The organism is Alteromonas sp. G4i13, from assembly GCF_054960505.1.
Genome location: NZ_JBHNYX010000010.1, coordinates 71,415 through 90,544 on the forward strand (window position 1 = coordinate 71,415; position 19,130 = coordinate 90,544).

Sequence of the window (19,130 nt, forward strand, 5' to 3'; positions counted from 1 at the left end):
AAGACAAAAAGCGGGTCTAGTTTTCACCATTCACGTCAACGTGATTGACGATGAGTGCAAGCTAGCCCACTTTTTCTGGATTTATCGTTACCGCAATCAATTATACCAATCCGCATAGCTCATTGCCCACTCAGAAGGCGCTGGCAAGTTTCCTAGCGAAGCGTGGGAATGCAGGAATGGCTGTTCCCTTTCAAATTCCCAGAATGAAGCTAGGAAGCTTGCCAGACCTTCCCGAAGGGCGAGTTTAAAATGTCCGTACTCTTTGTTGTGTCACCTTGATGTAGAACCACTATACCTGCGGTAACACGCCGCGACTACGAACATTTTAACTCTCGCTGAGTGGGTAATGAGCTATGCGGACTGGTATTAGCTACGCGACGTTAAGTATTCATGTACGGCATCAGCGTGACGCTCAACTGAAAACTCAATTAGGCTACTGCCATTGCACGTCAACCCTTCTTCAGACGTTACCATACGCAACACTTCACGCTGACTAGCACCAATGCGACCTACGTTACGTGAAAGACTAGAGCGAAGTACTCTTACGTCATCGTTGATAATCGCTTTACAAAACCCTGCAAATTGGGTTTCGCCTACAAAGCGTATGTCTTTTTGCGGTGCTGCGGCAGTTGCGTTAACGCTAAATGCTACGGTTGCAGATACAGCTAGAACTTTTACCGCGTTGGCTAGTTTCGATTTAATTGGTTTCATGTTTAATTCCTCATTGTGTAGATAAAGGCTTTAATCAAGTTTGTGGCAAACTCTTAGGTTTTGGTTGAACAAAGCTGAACAATCAACAATTCGCTCAACGCCCTTTATTTATGCATCAAGAATTAAAACTTTTCTGTTGAATGATTGTGTAACGGGGGTAAATGTGCGGTAAATCAGTTTGTTATACCGTTGTTACTAAGCTAAATCATTGTTTTATCAAAATTAATTTAGATTATATATTACTAATGTATCTAGCGATGGAACGTGTAGGAAGAAAGAAATATAAGACTTAAGTATAAAAAGGCCCCTTTCGGGGCCTTAAAACTGTAATTTTAACAAAATATATAATGATAAAGCGCATCTTATGTACAGAACACCTCACCATTCCCGTAATTAAATTACAGAAAGCGTACGCAATTACTCATATTTGCGTTCGCGCTTAGTTTCTATGGCATCAATATAAGCATGCCATGACGCGTAACCGACAATGGGCATCAATACAATAAATCCGACAAAGCCGGTAACAAAGCCAATCGCAACAGTGGTGAAGATGATAGCCCCCCAAATAAGCATAGGGACTTTGTTTAACCAAACAGCGTTCACGCTGGTTAATACTGCTGTAGCAAGATCTACTTTGCGTTCCATCAAAATAGGCTGGGTGAACGCCGTAATGAAAAGCATTGCCAATGTAAAACCCGCACCAACGAGTGTGCCCAACGCTAAAAATGGTAACAAGTTTTCTAAATCGTTTTCGATATAAGGCGGATAAAGTGCATGGATTAGCGATGAAACACGCAACCAGAATATCATCATCACTATAAGCAAAATGGCAAAGCCCCACTCATTAAACGCATTTCTGCGCATTGCACGCAAAGAATGGCGTAATGTGGGCTTATGGCCTTTCTCCATTTCCCAGCTCACATCATAAAGACCAGCAGCCAGAAATGGACCTACCAACATAAAGCAAACAATGGCGGGTAAAATAACTAAGTGCCAACCTGTCATTTCAACCAAGTACATAATGAACCACGGAATAACCGCGAAAAGAATGCCATAAAACAATGTGAGACCTGGTGCCCGCATAGCGTCTCGTAATGCCAATGACAACCACTTTACTGGATCGCCAACGTCTAATTCTTTACAGGGAATAACGCGTGCTATACCACTTTGCGTGATTGCATTCTCTGGTGTTTCTTTGAAATGGTGCGACATATTCTTATCACCTCTGCTTGTTAGCCTGTTTGTTACTAACGCGTTTTTTATACACGCCTTACTACTACGATAGGCGCTGAATGAAAAGTTCACAAGTTATTAACATAAATTTTATACTTAAGTGACAAGAGGATCATTCATCTCATTATGCGGTCAATAAATAGCCACTTGGTGAGAAAAGTAATGCTTAAAGCAGAAATACTGCAAAAAGGCCATCGCATATGGCTTTGGATTGCGATAATCTCAGGGTATGTAAATCAACCAGATAGACCATGAAAACTGTATCTCGCTCACATAAATTAGATAACGTTTGTTACGACATTAGAGGCCCAATCGCTGCGCAAGCACGTAAAATGGAAGACGAAGGACACCGCATATTAAAGCTGAATATCGGTAACCCCGCCCCATTTGGATTTGAAGCCCCTGACGATATCGTAAAAGACGTTATTCATAACCTGCCTACGTCTCAAGGATATTCAGACTCGACAGGAATTTATGCTGCCCGTGTGGCCGTGATGCAGTACTACCAGCAGCGCAACATTAAAGACATCCGTGTAGACGACGTTTATATTGGTAACGGCGTATCTGAGTTAATTATGATGGCAATGCAGGCGTTGCTTAATCATGGCGATGAAGTGCTTATTCCAAGCCCTGACTACCCGCTTTGGACAGCAGCAGTTAGCCTCTCGTCAGGTTCACCCGTTCATTATCGCTGCGACGAGCAAGCAGGCTGGTTCCCAGACATTGACGACATAAAAAGTAAAATCACCAGTAAAACTCGCGCGATTGTACTGATCAACCCTAACAACCCTACTGGTGCAGTTTACGACAAAGCCCTGTTGCAAGATGTGGTTGAAGTCGCCCGCGAACACGGACTTGTTGTATTTAGCGACGAGATTTACGACAAAATTCTTTACGATGAAGCAAAACACACTAGTATTGCTTCACTGGCTGACGATGTGTTTTTTGTTACCTTTGGCGGTTTAAGCAAAAACTACCGCGTGGCGGGCTTTCGATCAGGTTGGCTTGTAGTCAGCGGCAATAAGCGCCTGGCGTCGGACTATATTGAAGGGCTTAATATTCTGTCTTCCATGCGAATGTGCGCTAACGTACCGTGTCAAAGTGCTATTCAAACTGCGTTAGGCGGCTATCAAAGCATTGACGACTTGGTGAAAGAAAACGGGCGTCTTCGCATTCAGCGCGACGTGACTACAGATATGCTAAACGGCATTGACGGTATTTCGTGCGTTAAACCTAAAGGTGCCATGTATTGTTTCGCTAAAGTGGATGAGAAGAAATTCAACATTCAAAACGACGAACAAATGGTGCTGGACTTATTAAGCTCTGAAAAAATTCTGCTGGTACATGGTCGCGCGTTTAACCTTACTGAAGGCACGTATTTCCGATTAGTATTTTTACCGCACAGCGATGTATTGGTGCCTGCTCTGCATCGTATTGGCAACTTCTTTAGAACGTATAAGCAAGGGGCGTAATGTGTCTGATAAAAGTCACTTTTTCGCGCATCTGGCGCGCTTAAAGCTTATCAATCGCTGGCCGCTTATGCATAACGTGCGCACAGAAAATGTGCAGGAGCACAGTTTGCAGGTGGCCATGGTTGCCCACGCACTTGCTTTAATAAAAAATAAGTTTTTTGGCGGCACACTAAACCCTGATCGTATTGCTACCATGGCAATATTTCACGACGTGTCGGAGGTACTCACCGGAGACCTCCCTACCCCAGTGAAATACTTTAACCCTGCGATTAAAGAAGAATATAAAAAGATCGAAAAAATTGCAGAGAACAAGCTAATTGAAATGGCACCAGAAGCATTTCGAGAAGACTACGCTGCGCTTATTGATCATCACTACCATAGTGAAGAAGAAGCTTTTATTGTGAAAGCAGCAGACGTACTTTGCGCTTACCTAAAAACGCTTGAAGAATTAGCTGCTGGTAACCAAGAGTTTAAGCTGGCTAAGAAAAGATTAGATAAAACCCTTAAAGAATATCATTCTGAAGAGGTGGACTACTTCTTAACGCGTTACGTACCAAGCTTTTCTTTAAGTCTTGATGAAATTACGCAAGACGATATGTGAGCGAGGCGGCTAACAGCCCATAAATCACTATACTGACGAATAGAAGTAGCATACACAGCAAGGCAGCGAGGTTTTTTTGGCAACAAGCGATTGGGAATTAGCATTACACGAGCGTCGTTTACCCCGTAGCGAAACAAGAGACGGCGATCATCGCAATCCGTATCAACGTGATAAAGCGCGCGTTCTTCACAGCGCTGCCTTTCGCAGATTGCAGGCAAAAACCCAAGTGCTCGGTGTGGGGCTGAGCGACTTCTATCGCACTCGACTAACCCACTCTCTAGAAGCCGCCCAAGTTGGCACCGGTATTACTGCCCAACTTTGGGTGAAATTTCCAGATATTGCCACGACGTTAGCGCTTGATCCTACGTTAATCGAAACCCTCTGCTTGGCTCACGATATTGGTCATCCCCCATTCGGCCATGGTGGTGAAATTGCCCTTAATTACATGATGCACCAACACGGCGGGTTTGAAGGAAACGGACAAACTTTTAGGATCATCACTCAGCTAGAGCCTTATACCGCCGATCACGGCATGAATTTATGCAGAAGAAGCGTGTTAGGCTTGGTTAAATATCCGAATTTTATCGATGCCCTTCATAGTAAAGGACCTACGCCCGAGCGCCCTGCTTCACTTCGTCAGGTTAAAGCCCACGACTGGCATCCGCCAAAAGGTCTGTTTCGCTGCGATGAGCCCCTGTTCGACTGGCTACTTGCGCCATTTAGCAATGAAGATAAAGATGCGTTTATGCAGTTTACTGCAAAACTGAATGCACACAGTAAAACGCAATTTAAATCGTTCGACTGCTCAATTATGGAACTGTCTGACGATATCGCCTATGGCATTCACGACTTAGAAGATGCCATTGTAATGGATATGGTCGACAAGCATCACTTTGTCGAGGATGTAACCACGCCGCTAAAAGCGCTAGATGTACCGTGGCTGTCAGACAATATAGAAGTGCTAACCAATAAGCTATTTAGCGCTGCACATCACGAAAGAAAAAATGCCATAGGCGCGCTGGTAAATAGCTTTATTACAGCTATTGAAATAAAAGGCGTTGAGGGTTTCGCTCACCCGTTACTGGCGTTCAACGCCGTAATGCCTGAACATTTTGCACAAGCCTTGGAGCTTTTCAAACGCTTTGTGTTTAACAAAGTAATACGCCGCCCCGATGTGCAGCTTCTTGAATACAAAGGACAGCTGGTGGTTATGGAGCTTTTTGAAGCCTTTGCATCAGATCCCGACCGCTTACTTCCCGAAAACACTCAAGTTCGCTGGCGTAAGGCCTGTGAGAGCGGCAATGGTATGCGCGTTCTCGCCGACTATATATCGGGTATGACGGATGAATTCGCATCTCGCCTATACAGTAATATCTTTTCACCTAAACAAGGCGGTATTCAAGATAGTCTGCATATGTAGATTGTTTTGTTTTTCCAAATTAATTGAAATGAAAAGACCGTACTCTCGGTCTTTTTTATTATGTTGAACTTACTCGTTACATTAACGTAGCTAAATGTATTGGGCGAAGTGACGACCATTTCTCATAGTCTTATCATAATTTAGGTGACGTAATGCCAAAACCATTTAAACCCTCAGTAAAATTGACTGATAACGACGTAACTAATGAAGACGTTTACAAGAGTCGCCGTTCATTGCTCAAATCTATGGGCTTTGTGGGAGCGTCTACGCTGTTGGCGAAGTCGGCAGGCGCTGCCGGTTGGTTTTGGGAAGATGAAGAAGAGAAGGCAGCGTTTAAGGGAAAGGCGCTGGAGTTTAGTCAGCCCCCTAAGTTTCAAATAACGGAAACCCGAACGCCTGAAGATAAAGTGACCAGCTACAACAACTTCTATGAGTTTGGCACATCTAAAGATGCACCAGCCAAAAATGCGACTGAATTTCAAACTAATCCATGGACGTTAAAAGTTGACGGGATGGTTAAAAACCCCATTGAGCTTGATCACGATGCCTTGACAAAGCGTTTTCCCCTTGAAGAACGCATTTACCGCTTGCGCTGTGTGGAAGCATGGTCGATGGTGGTGCCTTGGATTGGGTTTGAGTTGGGGGCGTTGTTAAAACAAGCCGATCCATTAATGTCAGCCAAATATGTGGCATTTGAAACCCTATACGACCCTGAGCAAATGCCCGGTCAACGAAGCCGCTTTACCGGTGGTGGTATTGATTACCCTTACGTAGAGGGTTTGCGTCTTGATGAAGCTATGCACCCGTTAACGCTCATGTCGGTTGGTCTTTACGGGAAGACCTTGCCACCTCAAAACGGCGCGCCTATCAGGCTTGTTGTACCGTGGAAGTATGGTTTTAAAAGCATTAAGTCTATTGTGAGAATTCACCTGACCGACAAGAAGCCTCCTACCACATGGAATCGACTGGCCGCCAACGAGTATGGCTTTTACGCCAACGTGAATCCAAACGTGTCGCACCCAAGGTGGAGCCAGGCCAGCGAGCGTAGAATAACCACAGGTGGGCTACTCGCCAGAAATCGCATCGACACCCAAATGTTCAACGGTTACAGCGAAGTCGCGCCGCTATACAAAGATATGGACTTATCCCGTTATTACTAGCTGGTACGTTTTATAGGGCTACGAGCAAATAGCTAGCCCTTCTAACCAATATCTCATGACCGAAGCTATTAAACACTATTATTAAGTTGTTCATTTAATGCCGTTAAGAAAAAAACCATTTCGACTCTCTGTTTGGCAACGCCGCAGCCTAAAAGGTCTTATTCACCTTTTCGCATTGGGCTATATCGCCTGGTTGTTTTTTGCAGGGGTAACCGATCAGCTTGGTCCAGACCCTGTAAACACGCTCATCAATGAGACTGGAACCTGGGCAATTCACTTTCTTTTACTAACGCTTACTCTTAGCCCACTTGCTAAATGGCTACCAAGCCCAGAACCGATGCAATTCAGACGTATGATTGGCGTATACACCTTTGTGTACGCCTTTGCACACCTGCTCACATACATTGTGTTTGAAATCCAGCTTGATATGGCACTAGTGGCTAGCGAGATAGTAAGCAGGCCATACATCATTGTTGGCCTGGCAGCGTTACTTCTTCTTTTTGCTCTCACCGCTACGTCGTTCAAGCGTATCCAGCGCAACATGGGAAAAAAGTGGCAGAAGCTTCACAACAGCATTTACCTGATCCTGCCCCTTGCACTACTTCATTTCAGCTGGTCGCAGAAGACGTTTTGGCAAGAGCCCGTTTGGTATTGGATGATTGGACTGATATTAATGAGCCCAAGAATGAAGCAGTGGTATGTGAGGTATCAGAAGAAAAGTCAAAAGAAGTCGAGAGACAAAAACGCAGTGGTGTGAGAAAACTAGAGTCGAAAACCTTTTAAACAAGCACGTACAGCAACGCAGCATAACGCGCTGTTTTGCTAAGCGTTACCGCGAGAATAAAAAACCAAAACGGGCTTCTAAGTACACCTGCTACTAAAGTAATAGGGTCGCCAATAATAGGTACCCAGCATAAAAACAAGCTCCACTTCCCCCACTTTGTAAAGGTGTAACTTGCACGGTTAAACGCCGCTTCGCTCACTTTTAACTTATCGGTCGCAATTTCTTTTCCGAACTTGAAGCCCAATGCATAATTAACCACCGAGCCGAGTACATTTCCTAACGAAGCAACAACAAGCAACAACACCCAGTTCAAGCCACTACTGTATAAAGCACTAAGTACAATTTCAGAACTAAAAGGCAATATAGTGGCAGCCAAAAATGCCGATAAGAACATCCCCAAATAGCCTAAATGTATTAATGCGCTCAACGCTCCTCCATCTATATACAGTAGTTTTCTATGTAAAATTCGCGCGGATCTTACCTTAATCGGAGTATGAATACTTCCTTCAGAATTCGATAGCACAAAAAAACCATTATCTTTTATGTAGTTACTTAGAAAACACCAATTTGTGTGAAAAAAGTACAACTAAATACTTGCCAAAGCCCTCCTTTGATAATACTGTATACACATACACACTGTATAAGTAACCAGTATCAATTAATAACAATATTCCCGAAGTTCAAACTATGAACTTCAGGGCAAATGCATAAAGGGTTTTACTATGAACACATCTTCAGTTTCACGATTTAATGCTTTGCGCGCTTCGGTTTCAAATGTTGTTCAACTACCTTTGCCGATAGAAGGGTTTCCAGGCGAAAAACAAGGTAATGGAAAAGGAAGTAACGACAAAGGTTGGAATTATCTGCTTTCAAATACGGTGTCGTTTTCTAAATCTGTAGATCACGCTATTCGTATTCAAAAACCTGAAAAAGAAAAAATGCCTGAATGGATCAGTAAGCTGATTACAGGTGGCCAGTGTAAAACACTGTATGTGGAAAACATTGATTTAGACCTTCAACCAACAGACAGTGAAATGATCAGAAAGCTGTGTGAGCTTTACTCTGTCAGCCTGGTGAATGTAAGTGTTAACAGCATTAATGACGAACAAAACGTAGCTTTAGGCCCTTGGTAATACAAAGCCTGTCATGCTTACATCTTGCGTTTGCCCCATTTTACGTTTGCCTAAGTATCGATGCGTAAACAAAACCTAAATATTTATTTTCATACAGCTCTTTGGCGTGGAATCTCTGACATGTACCCTTTGGCATGGACCGCCAAGGAATCTTTGAATATCGGCAACATTTACGTTTAAAAAAGTTGGGTCTCACGCAACTTATACTTATACTGTAGCGCTTTGTTTTACTCTTAAACTGCGAGTTGTCTTATGCGCTGTTACTGTTGCTCATCAAAATCCTTCGACGAATGCTGCGAGCCTTTTATTAAGGGTGATAAACACCCTAGTTCTGCAGAGCAACTTATGCGCTCCCGGTTTTCAGCCTACGCCACAGCGCATTATCAATATATTCTTGAAACCTACACCAAAGAAAAGCAGCAGGGTCTCTCTGTAGAGGATTTGGCGCAAAGCGCACAAGGTGCGACATGGTTCGCACTTAAAGTACACCCCACTCTAGCGGCTAGCTCCGTAGATAGCTTGGTAGGTAACTTGGTCAGTAGTACTGAAGATAGTTCGATAGACAGTACTGTACATGCCGACGCTAAAGTCGAAGCAGTAACCAACGCCGAGCCAATCTCTAAGCCTAGTTTAAAGTCCATCTCCAAACCCATCACCAAACCCAATAATGCCATTGTTGAATTCACTGCTTACTATTTTGAAAATAAAAGTATGTATCAGCTTCACGAAACGTCGAATTTTAGTGTTGAAGACGGTAAGTGGCGTTATCACGACGGCGTATTACACGACGACTGCGGCAAAATTAAATACGGGAGAAACCTACCTTGTGTTTGCGGTAGCAACAAAAAATTCAAACAGTGCTGCGCAACTAGGAGCCGCTAACCCAATTGCAATAACTAACTGTACTCTCTTCCCTGCGCATCTTGATTGTTCACCTTTCCTTTAATTTAAAATTAAAGGTGAATTGAATACGTATGCATAATGCTTATTATTTGTAAACAAAATGTAAGCATTACTTTCATCTTTTATCTCGCTCCCACATAAAATAGGACACACTATGAAGATGAAGAAACATGCGGCAGGCGTTCTAATAGGCGCAGCACTGAGTACATTAAGTTATCAAAGCTATGCCGACGTTATACTACACGCATTTAACTGGACCTACGACGACGTAGCCGCAAAAGCCTAGGAAATTGCGGATCTTGGTTACACCAAAGTACTTGTTTCACCTGCTTATAAATCGACAGGTGACCAGTGGTGGGCGCGATATCAACCACAGGACTATCGAGTTATTGATAACCCACTTGGTGACACTGCTGACTTTCAAGCGATGGTTAATGCATTAAATGCCAAAGGTGTAGAGACCTATGCGGATATTGTCTTTAATCATATGGCGAACGAAGCATGGAAACGTTCAGACTTAAACTACCCCGGAAGTGAAGTACTACAGCAATACTCATCAAATCAGGGATACTACAATGGCATCACATTATTTGGTGATGTAAGTAGCGGCCTTTTTGGCGGTGGTGACTTCCACGGTACGTATGATCAAGGTGGTCCTAAGTGCATTAGTAACTACAGCGACGTGGGCGATGTTCAGTACAATAGATTATGCGGCGCCGCGCCAGATCCTGGCTTGCCCGACCTAGACCCCAATAATTGGGTAGTAGCCCAGCAAAAAGCGTATCTTCAGGCGTTAAAAGACATGGGTGTAACCGGGTTCCGCGTTGATGCTGCAAAGCACATGACCAACTATCATATCAACGCGGTGTTCGACAGCAATATAAAAAACGGCGTGCATGTTTTCGGAGAAATAATTACCACGGGCGGTGCAGGCTCTTGTGAGTATGATAACTTCCTTGCACCTTATTTATCAGCAACAGGTCACTCGGCCTACGACTTCCCGCTTTTCGCGCAAATACGTAGTGCATTTAGCTTCGGTGGTTCGATGAATGCCTTAGTTGACCCAGGTGCGTACGGTCAGGCTTTATCAGGCGACAAGGCCATCACATTTAGTATTACCCACGACATCCCGCTAAACGACGGCTTCCGCTACCAGTTACTTGACCCTACCGACGAACATTTGGCAAATGCCTATGTACTAGGCCGTGACGGTGGTGTTCCATTACTGTACTCAGATAACAATGAAAGTGGTGATAATCGTTGGGTAGATTTGTACAAGCGTGATGACATCAAGGGTATGGTTAAATTCCATAACGGAGTTCAGGGCAGTGGCATGCAAGTGGTAAGTCATAATGACTGCGTTATTTTCTTCAAGCGTGACCATCAAGGCGTTGTGGGTATTAATAAATGCGCAGACGGCCAAGATATATGGGTAGATACATCTACGGACAATTTGTGGTGGTATAGAAATTACCGCGATACGTTAAGTAATGATGTGCAATATATTACAACTCAGTGGCACAAGTTCTATGTACCAGGAAGAAGCGCCCGAATGTGGCTTATGGAATAACCCACTGTTAACAAGAAAAGCCTGAACATCGATTGTTCAGGCTTTATTGTTAAGTTACCCACGTGTCAGGCTTGTAGGATCAGGGCACAAGCACCATCTTACCTTTCACTTCCCGGTTCATTACCTTGGCCATGGCTTTCGTTGCTTGTTCTAAGGGTAATGCTTCATCTACGACCACCTTCACCTTACCTTGCACATACCAAGTTAAAAGCTCTTGCATATTTTCCGCAAAGCCTTTTGGATCGTGCTGAGTAAACGAGCCCCAAAATACGCCCATAACCGAATAGCCTTTTACCAGCGCTAAATTAACCGGGAATTTCGGGATCTCACCGCCTGCAAAGCCAACCACAAGTAAACGACCTTCCCATGCCATACTGCGGCTGCAAGCGTGGAATGTGTCACCGCCAACGCATTCATAAACTACATCGACACCTTTGCCGCCTGTGACTTCTTTCAGCGTTTCTTTGAGATCTTTTTCTTTGTAGTTAATTAAAACGTCTGCGCCATACTCTTTAGCAAGCGCCAGCTTTTCTTCTGTTGAGCAAACTGCAATAACTTTAGCGCCCATAATCTTGCCTATTTGCACTGCTGCTAAGCCAGTACCACCCGCTGCGCCGGTTACAACCAGTGTTTCGCCTGGCTGCAGTTTTGCGCGCTGCTTTAACGCGTGATGTGCTGTCGCATGCGCAGTTACAAGAGCAGCCCCCTCATTAACATGGATGGGATCAGGTAACGGCATAACATGAGTGGCAGGGATCAGCGCTTTTTCTGCGTAACCACCTAAGTTAGACAACGCAATAACTCGTTGCCCTTCTTTTAAATGGCTTACGCCCTCACCTACTTCAGATATGGTGCCTGCCACTTCATTGCCAGGAATAAACGGGAAGTCTGGCTGCATTTGATACAGACCTTGCACCAATAGTCCGTCTGGAAAGTTCACCCCTGCGGCTTCAACATTTACGACTACATGCCCTTTTTTTACTTGCGGGTCTGCAACGTCTTTAAATTGAAGTTCTTCAAGTGGTCCAAAAGATTCGCATACAATTGCTTTCATACTGTCTCCAGTTGCTTTGTTCGACGAGCACGCTATTGATAGCATGACCTGTCATTAAATACGTTATATGGCGTTTATTCGCTTTGGTGAATGGTTTGGTTCGCAATTTGCGCCAGAGGTCGCACCATTGCGCCTAATTGCATAGCCTTCTCGCTTGACGCATTGCCATCGTGTGCGCGTTTTACCACGCCTTGTAAAATAGCGGCTAAACGGAAAAAACTAAATGCGAGGTAAAACGTCCAGTTGCTAATGCTATCAATACCTCTTCGCTCGCAATACGCATTGATATATTCTTGTTCACTTGGAATGCCTAACTGCTCTCTGTCTAAACCACCTAACCCAGCTGCGTGCGCAATGTCAGAGGGAAGGCGCAACTGCATACATTGGTAAGCCAAATCGGCATACGGATGCCCCAACGTTGATAATTCCCAATCAAGCACCGCGACTACTCTTGGGTTTTTAGGGTCAGACATATCAAACATCATATTGTCTAAACGAAAATCGCCATGGACCAACGAGACTTGACCATCATCTTTTGGCAGGTTGGCCTCAAGATACTGAATAAGACTTTCAATTTCTTCAACATGCTCAAGTTCTGACGCTCTATACTGCTTTGTCCACCTGCTTAGCTGACGTTCAAAGTAGCTGCCAGGCTTTCCATAATCGCGTAAGCCTGCGCTTTCAATATCTACACTGTGAAGCGCTGCAAGCACCCGGTTCATTTCATCATACATGGCACCGCGAGTAGCAGAAGACGCTATTTCAGGCAGTGCACTATTCCAAAAAATGTCACCTTCAACATAGGCCATAATGTAAAACATGCTACCGATTATGCTGGCATCTTCACATAAATGGTACGCTTTGGGCACAGGCACTTCTGAGCCCTGCAACGCATTGATAACGCGAAATTCTCGGTCAACTGCATGGGCCGATTTCAGTAACTTACCCGGAGGTTGACGGCGTAACACGTAGACGCCGTTATCCGTAGTAAGCTTAAACGTCGGGTTCGATTGCCCACCTGCAAATTTCTCGGCACTTTTTACCTTCCCAACACTGGGGCACGCAGAAGATAAATACGAATTCAGCACTGCTAAATCTATGACATGTGGGGCTTTCGCATTGTCTTTAGACACATTCACTCCTTACCCGTAATTTTCTGTATTGTTTATTTACAACACTGACTTATTCAGCGACTGCTTTTTCAGCAATAAGATTACGACCTAACTGCATCATGTGAACCTGATCAGGGCCATCTGCCAGCTTGATAGTACGCGCATAAGCGTACATGGCAGACAATACGAAATCTTGGCTTGTACCTGCAGCGCCGTGCATCTGAATGGCTTGGTCGATAACGTTGCAAGCCATAGTAGGTGCAACTATCTTGATAGCAGCGATAAGGTCGCGCGATACTTTGTTGCCATAGCGATCCATCTTATCAGCCGCTTTCAACGTAAGCAGACGCGCCTGTTCAATATCACAGTGCATCTGCGCAATGCTTTCTCTAACCGATTGCTGTTTTGACAACGGTTTGCCAAACGCCACTCGGCTTTCAACTCGTTCACAGGCCATATCGAGCGCGCGCTGTGCACAGCCAATAAGGCGCATACAATGGTGAATACGGCCCGGGCCTAAGCGCCCTTGTGCGATTTCAAAACCACGCCCTTCACCAAGCAGTAAGTTTTCTGCCGGTACACGTACGTTTTCAAACAAGACTTCAGCATGACCAATAGGCTCGTCATAATAGCCCATTGCTGCCATTGGGCGAACAATAGTTACACCCTTGGTGTCCATAGGAACTAAGATTTGAGACTGCTGCTGGTGACGAGGCGCATCGAAATCAGTTTTGCCCATTACAACCATAATCTTACAGTTTTCATTCATAGCACCGCTGGTGTACCACTTACGGCCGTTGATAACGTATTCATCACCATCGCGCTTAATGGAAGTTTCGATGTTAGTCGCGTCACTTGATGCCACTGCAGGCTCTGTCATAGCAAAGGCTGAGCGTATTTCCCCGTTTAAGAGAGGCTCTAACCACTGCTTTTTCTGACTCTCGTTACCGTATTTCGCCAGCACTTCCATATTGCCGGTATCTGGCGCACTACAGTTGAAGATTTCAGAGCTAAACAAAACTCTGCCCATTTCTTCACAAAGTGGTGCATACTCTGCGTTAGTCAAGCCCGCGCCATATGGCTTATATTCTTCAGGTAAAAATAGATTCCAAAGACCCGCTTCTTTTGCACGCTTTTTCAATGTATGCATCATTTCAGGCGTTTTCCAACGACCTTCGCCATTGTTGGCAGAGCCATTTTCTACGGCGTGAATGTATTCCTTTTCAATTGGATACACTTCTTCTTTCATAAACGCTTTTAGTTTTTCTAAAAGTGCTTGGGTCTTTTCATTATATTCAAAGTTCATAACTGCCCCATTTAGCTGTAGGTAATGGCGTGTAACCTGTCAATCACATCCAGGTGAGGTACGCTGTTGAAGTTATTAAGGTGAACGCCTCGCGCATTGGCAAAGCATTGAGAAAAACTGGCATTTCGGATCTGCAAATTCATATTCACAACGGTGGCCGCATCGTAGCCAAGAATGTGTTTGAGCATCATGGCAATTGCACCGCCAGAACTCACAACGAGAACACGCTTCGCATCTATACTTTGAAGGTGCGTGAGCATACTGTGAACTCTGTCTTCGAACTGACCCCATGTTTCATCAAGGAGTTCATGCGCCAATTCGTCTTGCGACCAGGCAAGCATTGCTTTTTTTAGCAATCGGTAATATTCAGAAGGCGAAGCACCTTCAGGTACTTTTGCTTCTGGGTAGCGTGTTAAATAGGCGGTAGCCACTGCCTGAAAATTGAATTCATTCAGTGCGCTATTCACTGTAACTTCAGGTAGCGTATAGTCTTCAGTAGCAATACCCGAGGCAATACCTTCTTTGGTTTCGTGATGCCTAACCATGTCGCCAGAGAAAACTGCATCAAATTCAACATTGCGATGCTTGAAATAGTCACCAAGCCAAATGGCCTGTTGCCCACCCAGTTCACTAAGTTTGTCATAGTTCGCTTTGCCAAAAGACGCTTGACCATGTCGCACTAAATAGATGTCTGTCATACCGCTGCCTGATGTTATTAATATGTTAACTTTCAACCAACATACTAAGGAAAACAGCGATATAAGTTTAATTGATATTTTGAATGAGTATGCATCATGTGAAACTATTCACTGCCAAACATCTGTTCGCTTTTTGCACGTTGCGAACAAAATTTGACATGATAGCTTCAAATGCGTGCAATATATGTTCATTAGATTGTATAGTGAAAAAGCACGACACGACGTCATAGGGAAGTTGGCGTATTTAAGATGTAAAGGACTGTACGCATTTGGACGCGACCTTGTCGTGATTAATTTTGTTTAAAGCCCACCGCTTTTGAAAAATAAAAAGAACCAAAATGAAGTCACTTACACACGCTTTGTCTTGTAATAGCTCAAGCATATCTACACCCCAAAACGCCATTACGCGTTGCCTGTGTAGTTCGCCGTTTATTGCCTCTATTGTCTCGTCGACACTTGCTTTGGCTCCCCACGCTCACGCCGATGAGAATGCTCTATCTACTCCGCATAACAAAAAGGCGCTGGAACACATTGTTGTACAGGCGCAAAAGACCAGTCAAAACTTGCAAGATGTGCCCGTTGCGGTCACTGCGCTTTCAGGTCAAGACCTAGTTGAAACAGTTAGCCGAGATGTGTTTGACCTGCAAAACTACGTACCTGCTTTTGGCGCGTTTCAAAATCAAAGCGTAACAAATTCAGGGTTTTCAATACGCGGCATTGGCACGTCTTCACAAAACTTCGGCTTCGAGTCTTCGGTGGGTTTATACGTAGATGGTGTGTACCGTGCACGACAAAACGCGTTAATTAACGACTTAGTCGATATTGAATCTATTGAAGTGTTGCGTGGGCCACAGGGCACACTATTCGGAAAGAATACCGCCGCTGGCGCAATGACGTTAACTACGGTCGCACCTTCACACGACGAGCGCGACGGCTTTGCCGAAGCCATCATCGGCAATGATAACTTGGTTCGTTTAAGCGCTGGCTCGTCGTTTTCGCTTATCGACGATGTACTCGCCATGCGAGTATCTGGCTTTAGTTCTCACAGTGACGGTTTCATTACCGATGAGCGCAGCGGACAAACCCTGAATAACCGTAACCGTTCTGCGATAAAAGCACAGCTGCTTTACACTCCAACAGCTGACATTAGCGTGCGACTTATTGCTGATTACGGCGAGCTAGATGAACGGTGCTGCGGCGCACTAACTTTTCAAAACAACATTCAGGCTAATGACATAGCGGGTAAATTTGGCACTGATGCGCTGCTGCTACAACCCCCATTCAATGCGACTATTTATGGGCGCGATAACTTTTACGACTATAGAACCTCGCTGTCGCAAACTCCCCTTTCAAAAATGAAAGACAAAGGACTATCAGTTCAAGTAGATGTGGATTTAAACAAAGCATGGGATTTTGTGAGCATAAGTGCGTACCGCGCGTTTGACAGCTTAGATACGGTAGATACCGACTTTTCTGATGCGGACCTTCTTACTGCCACTAACGACGCCAGGCAGCAATCGTTTTCTCAAGAAATTAGATTACATTACACCAGTGAAGATGTGCGTGGGTTAATAGGTGTTTACTATTACAGCCAAAACTTAAATCTAACATTTGATACTACCACGCAAGATGATTTTAGTGCGTTCTTTAATGCCGCTGCATCCGATTTGCTGCCTTTGGCTAACGCCATCAACGAACTATCTGCTGTTACATCGGGCTTTATTGCGCCTGCTGCAGCACCCGCGCCGTCCGGTACTGCTTTCGAACACAACGCCAATCAAGAGCAGGACAGCATTGCTTTATTTTCTCAGCTGGATTGGCTGTTAAACAGTGATTTCACATTAACAACGGGCATACGCTATACCCGCGAAGAAAAGTCGATTGTCGGAACCTACGATGAGCAAGGGCCTGGTATTGACGGACTAAGTCAAAACCCAGCGCAATGGCCTGATGCAGGTCGTGCTATAGTTGGGTTACAAAACATCGCTGCTGCGTTAGCGGCGGGACAAGCTCCTACAGCACAGTCCCTTAACGCTATCGCTCCATTTCAACAAGCGGGCTGGGGATATTTTTTCTTGGGATCTGCAGCGGTTATGCCGCGCCCTGACTTAAACGAAGAGCTTGATGATTCACAGTTAACCGGCACGGTAAAACTGGCTTATCATCCTAATGACAACACGCTAACCTACGCCAGTTTTGCGACTGGTTACAAAGCTGGCGGTACAAATACCGACAGAATCTTACCTTCGCTTAGCCCGCTTTTTGATGCTGAAAAATCGCGAAGTGCTGAAATAGGTATAAAACAAGATTTTGAAGAATACGGCGTGCGCGTAAATGCTGCGGCGCACTATACACAAATTAGCGACTTTCAGGCGACGACCTTTACCGGAACGGGGTTCAACCTGCAAAATGCGGGCGATATCATAGTAAAAGGCATAGAGCTTGAAGCCACATGGCTAATGACAGAAAGCACCGAATTACATGCAGTTGCGTCGCGCACATTGGCGAATTTTGATGAGTTTAAACGCGGTACCTGTTGGGTAGCGTACACGTGGCACACGGGAATTGACGACCCGGGCCGTGTGGAGCCAAACGACCCGTTCTGTTCAAGAGACGGAGACCGCGTAGGCTTCGAGCCTCAGAACTCACTATCTCTTATGCTGAATCACTATTTCGAAGTTGGGAATTATCCAGCCTCCGCCAGTATTGACTACCAATACACGGGCGACGTATTTCTTGATGATGCGAACGACCCGTACAAATACGCTGACGACTTTTCATTATTTAACGTTCGCGTAAGTTTCACTATCCCACAATGGGATAGCGAAATTATTGCGTGGTCGCGCAACGTTTTCGATGAAGAGTACGTTGCACGAAGTGGCTTTGATGTACCCGTACAAACCGGAAAGATCATGGCCTACCCAGGCGCGCCGAGAAGCTTTGGCGTTACCTTCAGAAAGTCTTTCTAACGCTTTAAATGCGTAGGTTTGGTATGAAACACCGCATGGCACTGAGCAATAACAGACAGTGCTATATGTTCTGGTAGCTCACCACCAATGTCGAAACCAGCGGGGCTTGCGAAATACTGAGTAAAGTTGGTATCGCCAAGCCCGGCTAAATCCATAATTTCCTGCTTACGGTGCAGTGGACCGAGCATTGCCGTATAGGTTAACGATTGCTTGCTTAGCACCTGCAGCGCCTTTGCATCAATTTCTCGATGATGGGACATAAGCACCGCCGCTTGAATGTTATGTTCGCCCATGTGAAGATGTAAGCCTTCAGTAGACGGGTCTTCAATTAAGTAATTTACCTCGGGAAAATGTTCAAGTCTTGCTTGTGCAGGCCTTGGATCCCAAAGACTTACTAAATAGCCCTGCAAACTAGCAAGCTTGGTCATAAAGGTAGCGTCGTATCCACCTCCAACAACAAGTAGGTGGATAGGCGGCAGCATCAAAACCGACAACATGCGCTTGCCATCAACGGTGTCTAGCACAGCTTTTCTAGGTTTAGCAGAATGGTCTTCCAATTCCGTGCAATCACCCAAAGTACCGTCTACAGCGCAGCGCCACTCACACGCTTTTCCGTTTGATAAGCTTTTGCTAACCACATCCAACGATAAATACTGGTTACTCTCGTTAACTGGTACGATTGCCAAGTGCACCACACCGCCGCATCCAACACCTAGCTTAAACGCGATGTCTTCTTCATCTTCGTCATCGTAAACCGCGGTACGACTTATCCCGTCTGTCATTACTCGCTGGGCTTTTTTAACGATGTCACTTTCTAAGCAGCCACCGCTTAATATACCTAACTGATGCCCAGCGTCACTAAACAACATCATGGCGCCTGCTTTGCGGTAGCATGAGCCTTCGGTTTTAAAAATAAAACCTAACACCCACTTATGCTTGTTTTTAAGTGGAAGCCACTGGACCAACAAATGGTTAACGTGATTACTCATAACTACCTCTAAACC

At 44.9% G+C, this 19,130-nt stretch carries 18 protein-coding genes; 10 read left to right on the forward strand and 8 right to left on the reverse strand.

Annotation, left to right across the window (positions count from 1 at the left end):
* Positions 1–366: 366 nt before the first annotated feature.
* Both ACFI6J_RS06965 and ACFI6J_RS06970 read right to left on the reverse strand, forming a co-directional pair.
* The gene (locus tag ACFI6J_RS06965) at positions 367–711 is read right to left on the reverse strand and encodes a DUF3718 domain-containing protein (protein WP_462585917.1); all 345 of its coding nucleotides are present in this window, start codon (positions 709–711) and stop codon (positions 367–369) included.
* Positions 712–1,128: 417 nt separating this feature from the next.
* On the reverse strand, positions 1,129–1,923 hold the full coding sequence (locus ACFI6J_RS06970; RefSeq protein WP_462585919.1) for a DUF2189 domain-containing protein: 795 nt from the start codon (positions 1,921–1,923) through the stop codon (positions 1,129–1,131).
* A gap of 272 nt (positions 1,924–2,195) precedes the next feature.
* On the opposite strand from ACFI6J_RS06970, the gene ACFI6J_RS06975 reads away from it, so the two are divergent.
* From ACFI6J_RS06975 to ACFI6J_RS06995, 5 genes are all read left to right on the forward strand, one after another.
* Positions 2,196–3,416, forward strand: coding sequence for a pyridoxal phosphate-dependent aminotransferase (locus ACFI6J_RS06975; protein ID WP_014976750.1), 1,221 nt, complete (start codon positions 2,196–2,198; stop codon positions 3,414–3,416).
* Between the two features lies 1 nt (position 3,417).
* On the forward strand, positions 3,418–4,017 hold the full coding sequence (gene yfbR / locus ACFI6J_RS06980; RefSeq protein WP_012519109.1) for a 5'-deoxynucleotidase: 600 nt from the start codon (positions 3,418–3,420) through the stop codon (positions 4,015–4,017).
* Positions 4,018–4,093: 76 nt separating this feature from the next.
* The gene (locus ACFI6J_RS06985) at positions 4,094–5,437 is read left to right on the forward strand and encodes an anti-phage deoxyguanosine triphosphatase (protein WP_462585920.1); all 1,344 of its coding nucleotides are present in this window, start codon (positions 4,094–4,096) and stop codon (positions 5,435–5,437) included.
* A 152-nt stretch (positions 5,438–5,589) separates the two neighbouring features.
* Positions 5,590–6,597 carry a protein-methionine-sulfoxide reductase catalytic subunit MsrP gene (gene msrP / locus ACFI6J_RS06990; RefSeq protein ID WP_049587267.1) on the forward strand — a complete coding sequence of 336 codons (1,008 nt, stop codon included), beginning with the start codon at positions 5,590–5,592 and terminating at the stop codon, positions 6,595–6,597.
* Between the two features lie 97 nt (positions 6,598–6,694).
* Entirely contained in the window at positions 6,695–7,354 is a 660-nt protein-coding gene (locus tag ACFI6J_RS06995; RefSeq protein ID WP_049587266.1) for a protein-methionine-sulfoxide reductase heme-binding subunit MsrQ, read from the forward strand.
* Positions 7,355–7,376: 22 nt separating this feature from the next.
* Here ACFI6J_RS06995 and ACFI6J_RS07000 read toward each other — a convergent pair whose 3' ends face one another.
* Complete coding sequence (locus ACFI6J_RS07000; RefSeq protein WP_039225474.1) at positions 7,377–7,775, reverse strand: YqaA family protein; 399 nt, start codon at positions 7,773–7,775, stop codon at positions 7,377–7,379.
* Positions 7,776–8,103: 328 nt separating this feature from the next.
* Between ACFI6J_RS07000 and ACFI6J_RS07005 the strand changes: the two genes are divergently transcribed.
* From ACFI6J_RS07005 to ACFI6J_RS07020, 4 genes are all read left to right on the forward strand, one after another.
* Positions 8,104–8,514, forward strand: coding sequence for a deoxyguanosinetriphosphate triphosphohydrolase (locus tag ACFI6J_RS07005; RefSeq protein ID WP_171338290.1), 411 nt, complete (start codon positions 8,104–8,106; stop codon positions 8,512–8,514).
* Positions 8,515–8,766: 252 nt separating this feature from the next.
* Positions 8,767–9,396: a YchJ family protein gene (locus ACFI6J_RS07010; protein WP_462585922.1), complete on the forward strand. Its 630-nt coding sequence runs from the start codon at positions 8,767–8,769 to the stop codon at positions 9,394–9,396.
* A gap of 175 nt (positions 9,397–9,571) precedes the next feature.
* Positions 9,572–9,703: a hypothetical protein gene (locus ACFI6J_RS07015; RefSeq protein ID WP_462585924.1), complete on the forward strand. Its 132-nt coding sequence runs from the start codon at positions 9,572–9,574 to the stop codon at positions 9,701–9,703.
* 3 nt (positions 9,704–9,706) lie between these two features.
* Positions 9,707–10,987: an alpha-amylase family protein gene (locus tag ACFI6J_RS07020; RefSeq protein WP_462585945.1), complete on the forward strand. Its 1,281-nt coding sequence runs from the start codon at positions 9,707–9,709 to the stop codon at positions 10,985–10,987.
* A gap of 79 nt (positions 10,988–11,066) precedes the next feature.
* On the opposite strand, the gene ACFI6J_RS07025 is transcribed toward ACFI6J_RS07020, so the two are convergent.
* The 4 genes from ACFI6J_RS07025 to ACFI6J_RS07040 form a co-directional block, all read right to left on the reverse strand.
* Positions 11,067–12,041, reverse strand: coding sequence for an NADPH:quinone oxidoreductase family protein (locus ACFI6J_RS07025; protein WP_061486004.1), 975 nt, complete (start codon positions 12,039–12,041; stop codon positions 11,067–11,069).
* A 74-nt stretch (positions 12,042–12,115) separates the two neighbouring features.
* The gene (locus tag ACFI6J_RS07030; RefSeq protein WP_342341361.1) at positions 12,116–13,174 is read right to left on the reverse strand and encodes a phosphotransferase family protein; all 1,059 of its coding nucleotides are present in this window, start codon (positions 13,172–13,174) and stop codon (positions 12,116–12,118) included.
* 49 nt (positions 13,175–13,223) lie between these two features.
* Entirely contained in the window at positions 13,224–14,459 is a 1,236-nt protein-coding gene (locus ACFI6J_RS07035; protein WP_014976758.1) for an acyl-CoA dehydrogenase family protein, read from the reverse strand.
* Positions 14,460–14,470: 11 nt separating this feature from the next.
* A complete protein-coding gene (locus ACFI6J_RS07040; protein WP_039216471.1) occupies positions 14,471–15,157 on the reverse strand; it encodes a histidine phosphatase family protein in 687 nt (228 codons plus the stop codon).
* A 338-nt stretch (positions 15,158–15,495) separates the two neighbouring features.
* On the opposite strand from ACFI6J_RS07040, the gene ACFI6J_RS07045 reads away from it, so the two are divergent.
* On the forward strand, positions 15,496–18,126 hold the full coding sequence (locus ACFI6J_RS07045) for a TonB-dependent receptor (RefSeq protein ID WP_462585927.1): 2,631 nt from the start codon (positions 15,496–15,498) through the stop codon (positions 18,124–18,126).
* Here the strand turns inward: ACFI6J_RS07045 and ACFI6J_RS07050 are convergent.
* Positions 18,123–19,115, reverse strand: coding sequence for an XdhC family protein (locus ACFI6J_RS07050; protein WP_462585929.1), 993 nt, complete (start codon positions 19,113–19,115; stop codon positions 18,123–18,125). The two genes, ACFI6J_RS07045 and ACFI6J_RS07050, sit on opposite strands and share 4 nt — an antisense overlap.
* Positions 19,116–19,130 lie beyond the last annotated feature (15 nt).

Excerpts from the sequence above, each read along its gene's own strand:
- ACFI6J_RS06965 (WP_462585917.1), bottom strand. The coding sequence starts at position 711 with ATGAAACCAATTAAATCGAAACTAGCCAACGCGGTAAAAGTTCTAGCT.
- ACFI6J_RS06970 (WP_462585919.1), bottom strand. The coding sequence starts at position 1,923 with ATGTCGCACCATTTCAAAGAAACACCAGAGAATGCAATCACGCAAAGT.
- ACFI6J_RS06975 (WP_014976750.1), top strand. The coding sequence starts at position 2,196 with ATGAAAACTGTATCTCGCTCACATAAATTAGATAACGTTTGTTACGAC.
- msrP (WP_049587267.1), top strand. The coding sequence starts at position 5,590 with ATGCCAAAACCATTTAAACCCTCAGTAAAATTGACTGATAACGACGTA.
- ACFI6J_RS06995 (WP_049587266.1), top strand. The coding sequence starts at position 6,695 with ATGCCGTTAAGAAAAAAACCATTTCGACTCTCTGTTTGGCAACGCCGC.
- ACFI6J_RS07000 (WP_039225474.1), bottom strand. The coding sequence starts at position 7,775 with ATGTTCTTATCGGCATTTTTGGCTGCCACTATATTGCCTTTTAGTTCT.
- ACFI6J_RS07005 (WP_171338290.1), top strand. The coding sequence starts at position 8,104 with ATGAACACATCTTCAGTTTCACGATTTAATGCTTTGCGCGCTTCGGTT.
- ACFI6J_RS07010 (WP_462585922.1), top strand. The coding sequence starts at position 8,767 with ATGCGCTGTTACTGTTGCTCATCAAAATCCTTCGACGAATGCTGCGAG.
- ACFI6J_RS07015 (WP_462585924.1), top strand. The coding sequence starts at position 9,572 with ATGAAGATGAAGAAACATGCGGCAGGCGTTCTAATAGGCGCAGCACTG.
- ACFI6J_RS07025 (WP_061486004.1), bottom strand. The coding sequence starts at position 12,041 with ATGAAAGCAATTGTATGCGAATCTTTTGGACCACTTGAAGAACTTCAA.
- ACFI6J_RS07035 (WP_014976758.1), bottom strand. The coding sequence starts at position 14,459 with ATGAACTTTGAATATAATGAAAAGACCCAAGCACTTTTAGAAAAACTA.
- ACFI6J_RS07040 (WP_039216471.1), bottom strand. The coding sequence starts at position 15,157 with ATGACAGACATCTATTTAGTGCGACATGGTCAAGCGTCTTTTGGCAAA.
- ACFI6J_RS07045 (WP_462585927.1), top strand. The coding sequence starts at position 15,496 with ATGAAGTCACTTACACACGCTTTGTCTTGTAATAGCTCAAGCATATCT.
- ACFI6J_RS07050 (WP_462585929.1), bottom strand. The coding sequence starts at position 19,115 with ATGAGTAATCACGTTAACCATTTGTTGGTCCAGTGGCTTCCACTTAAA.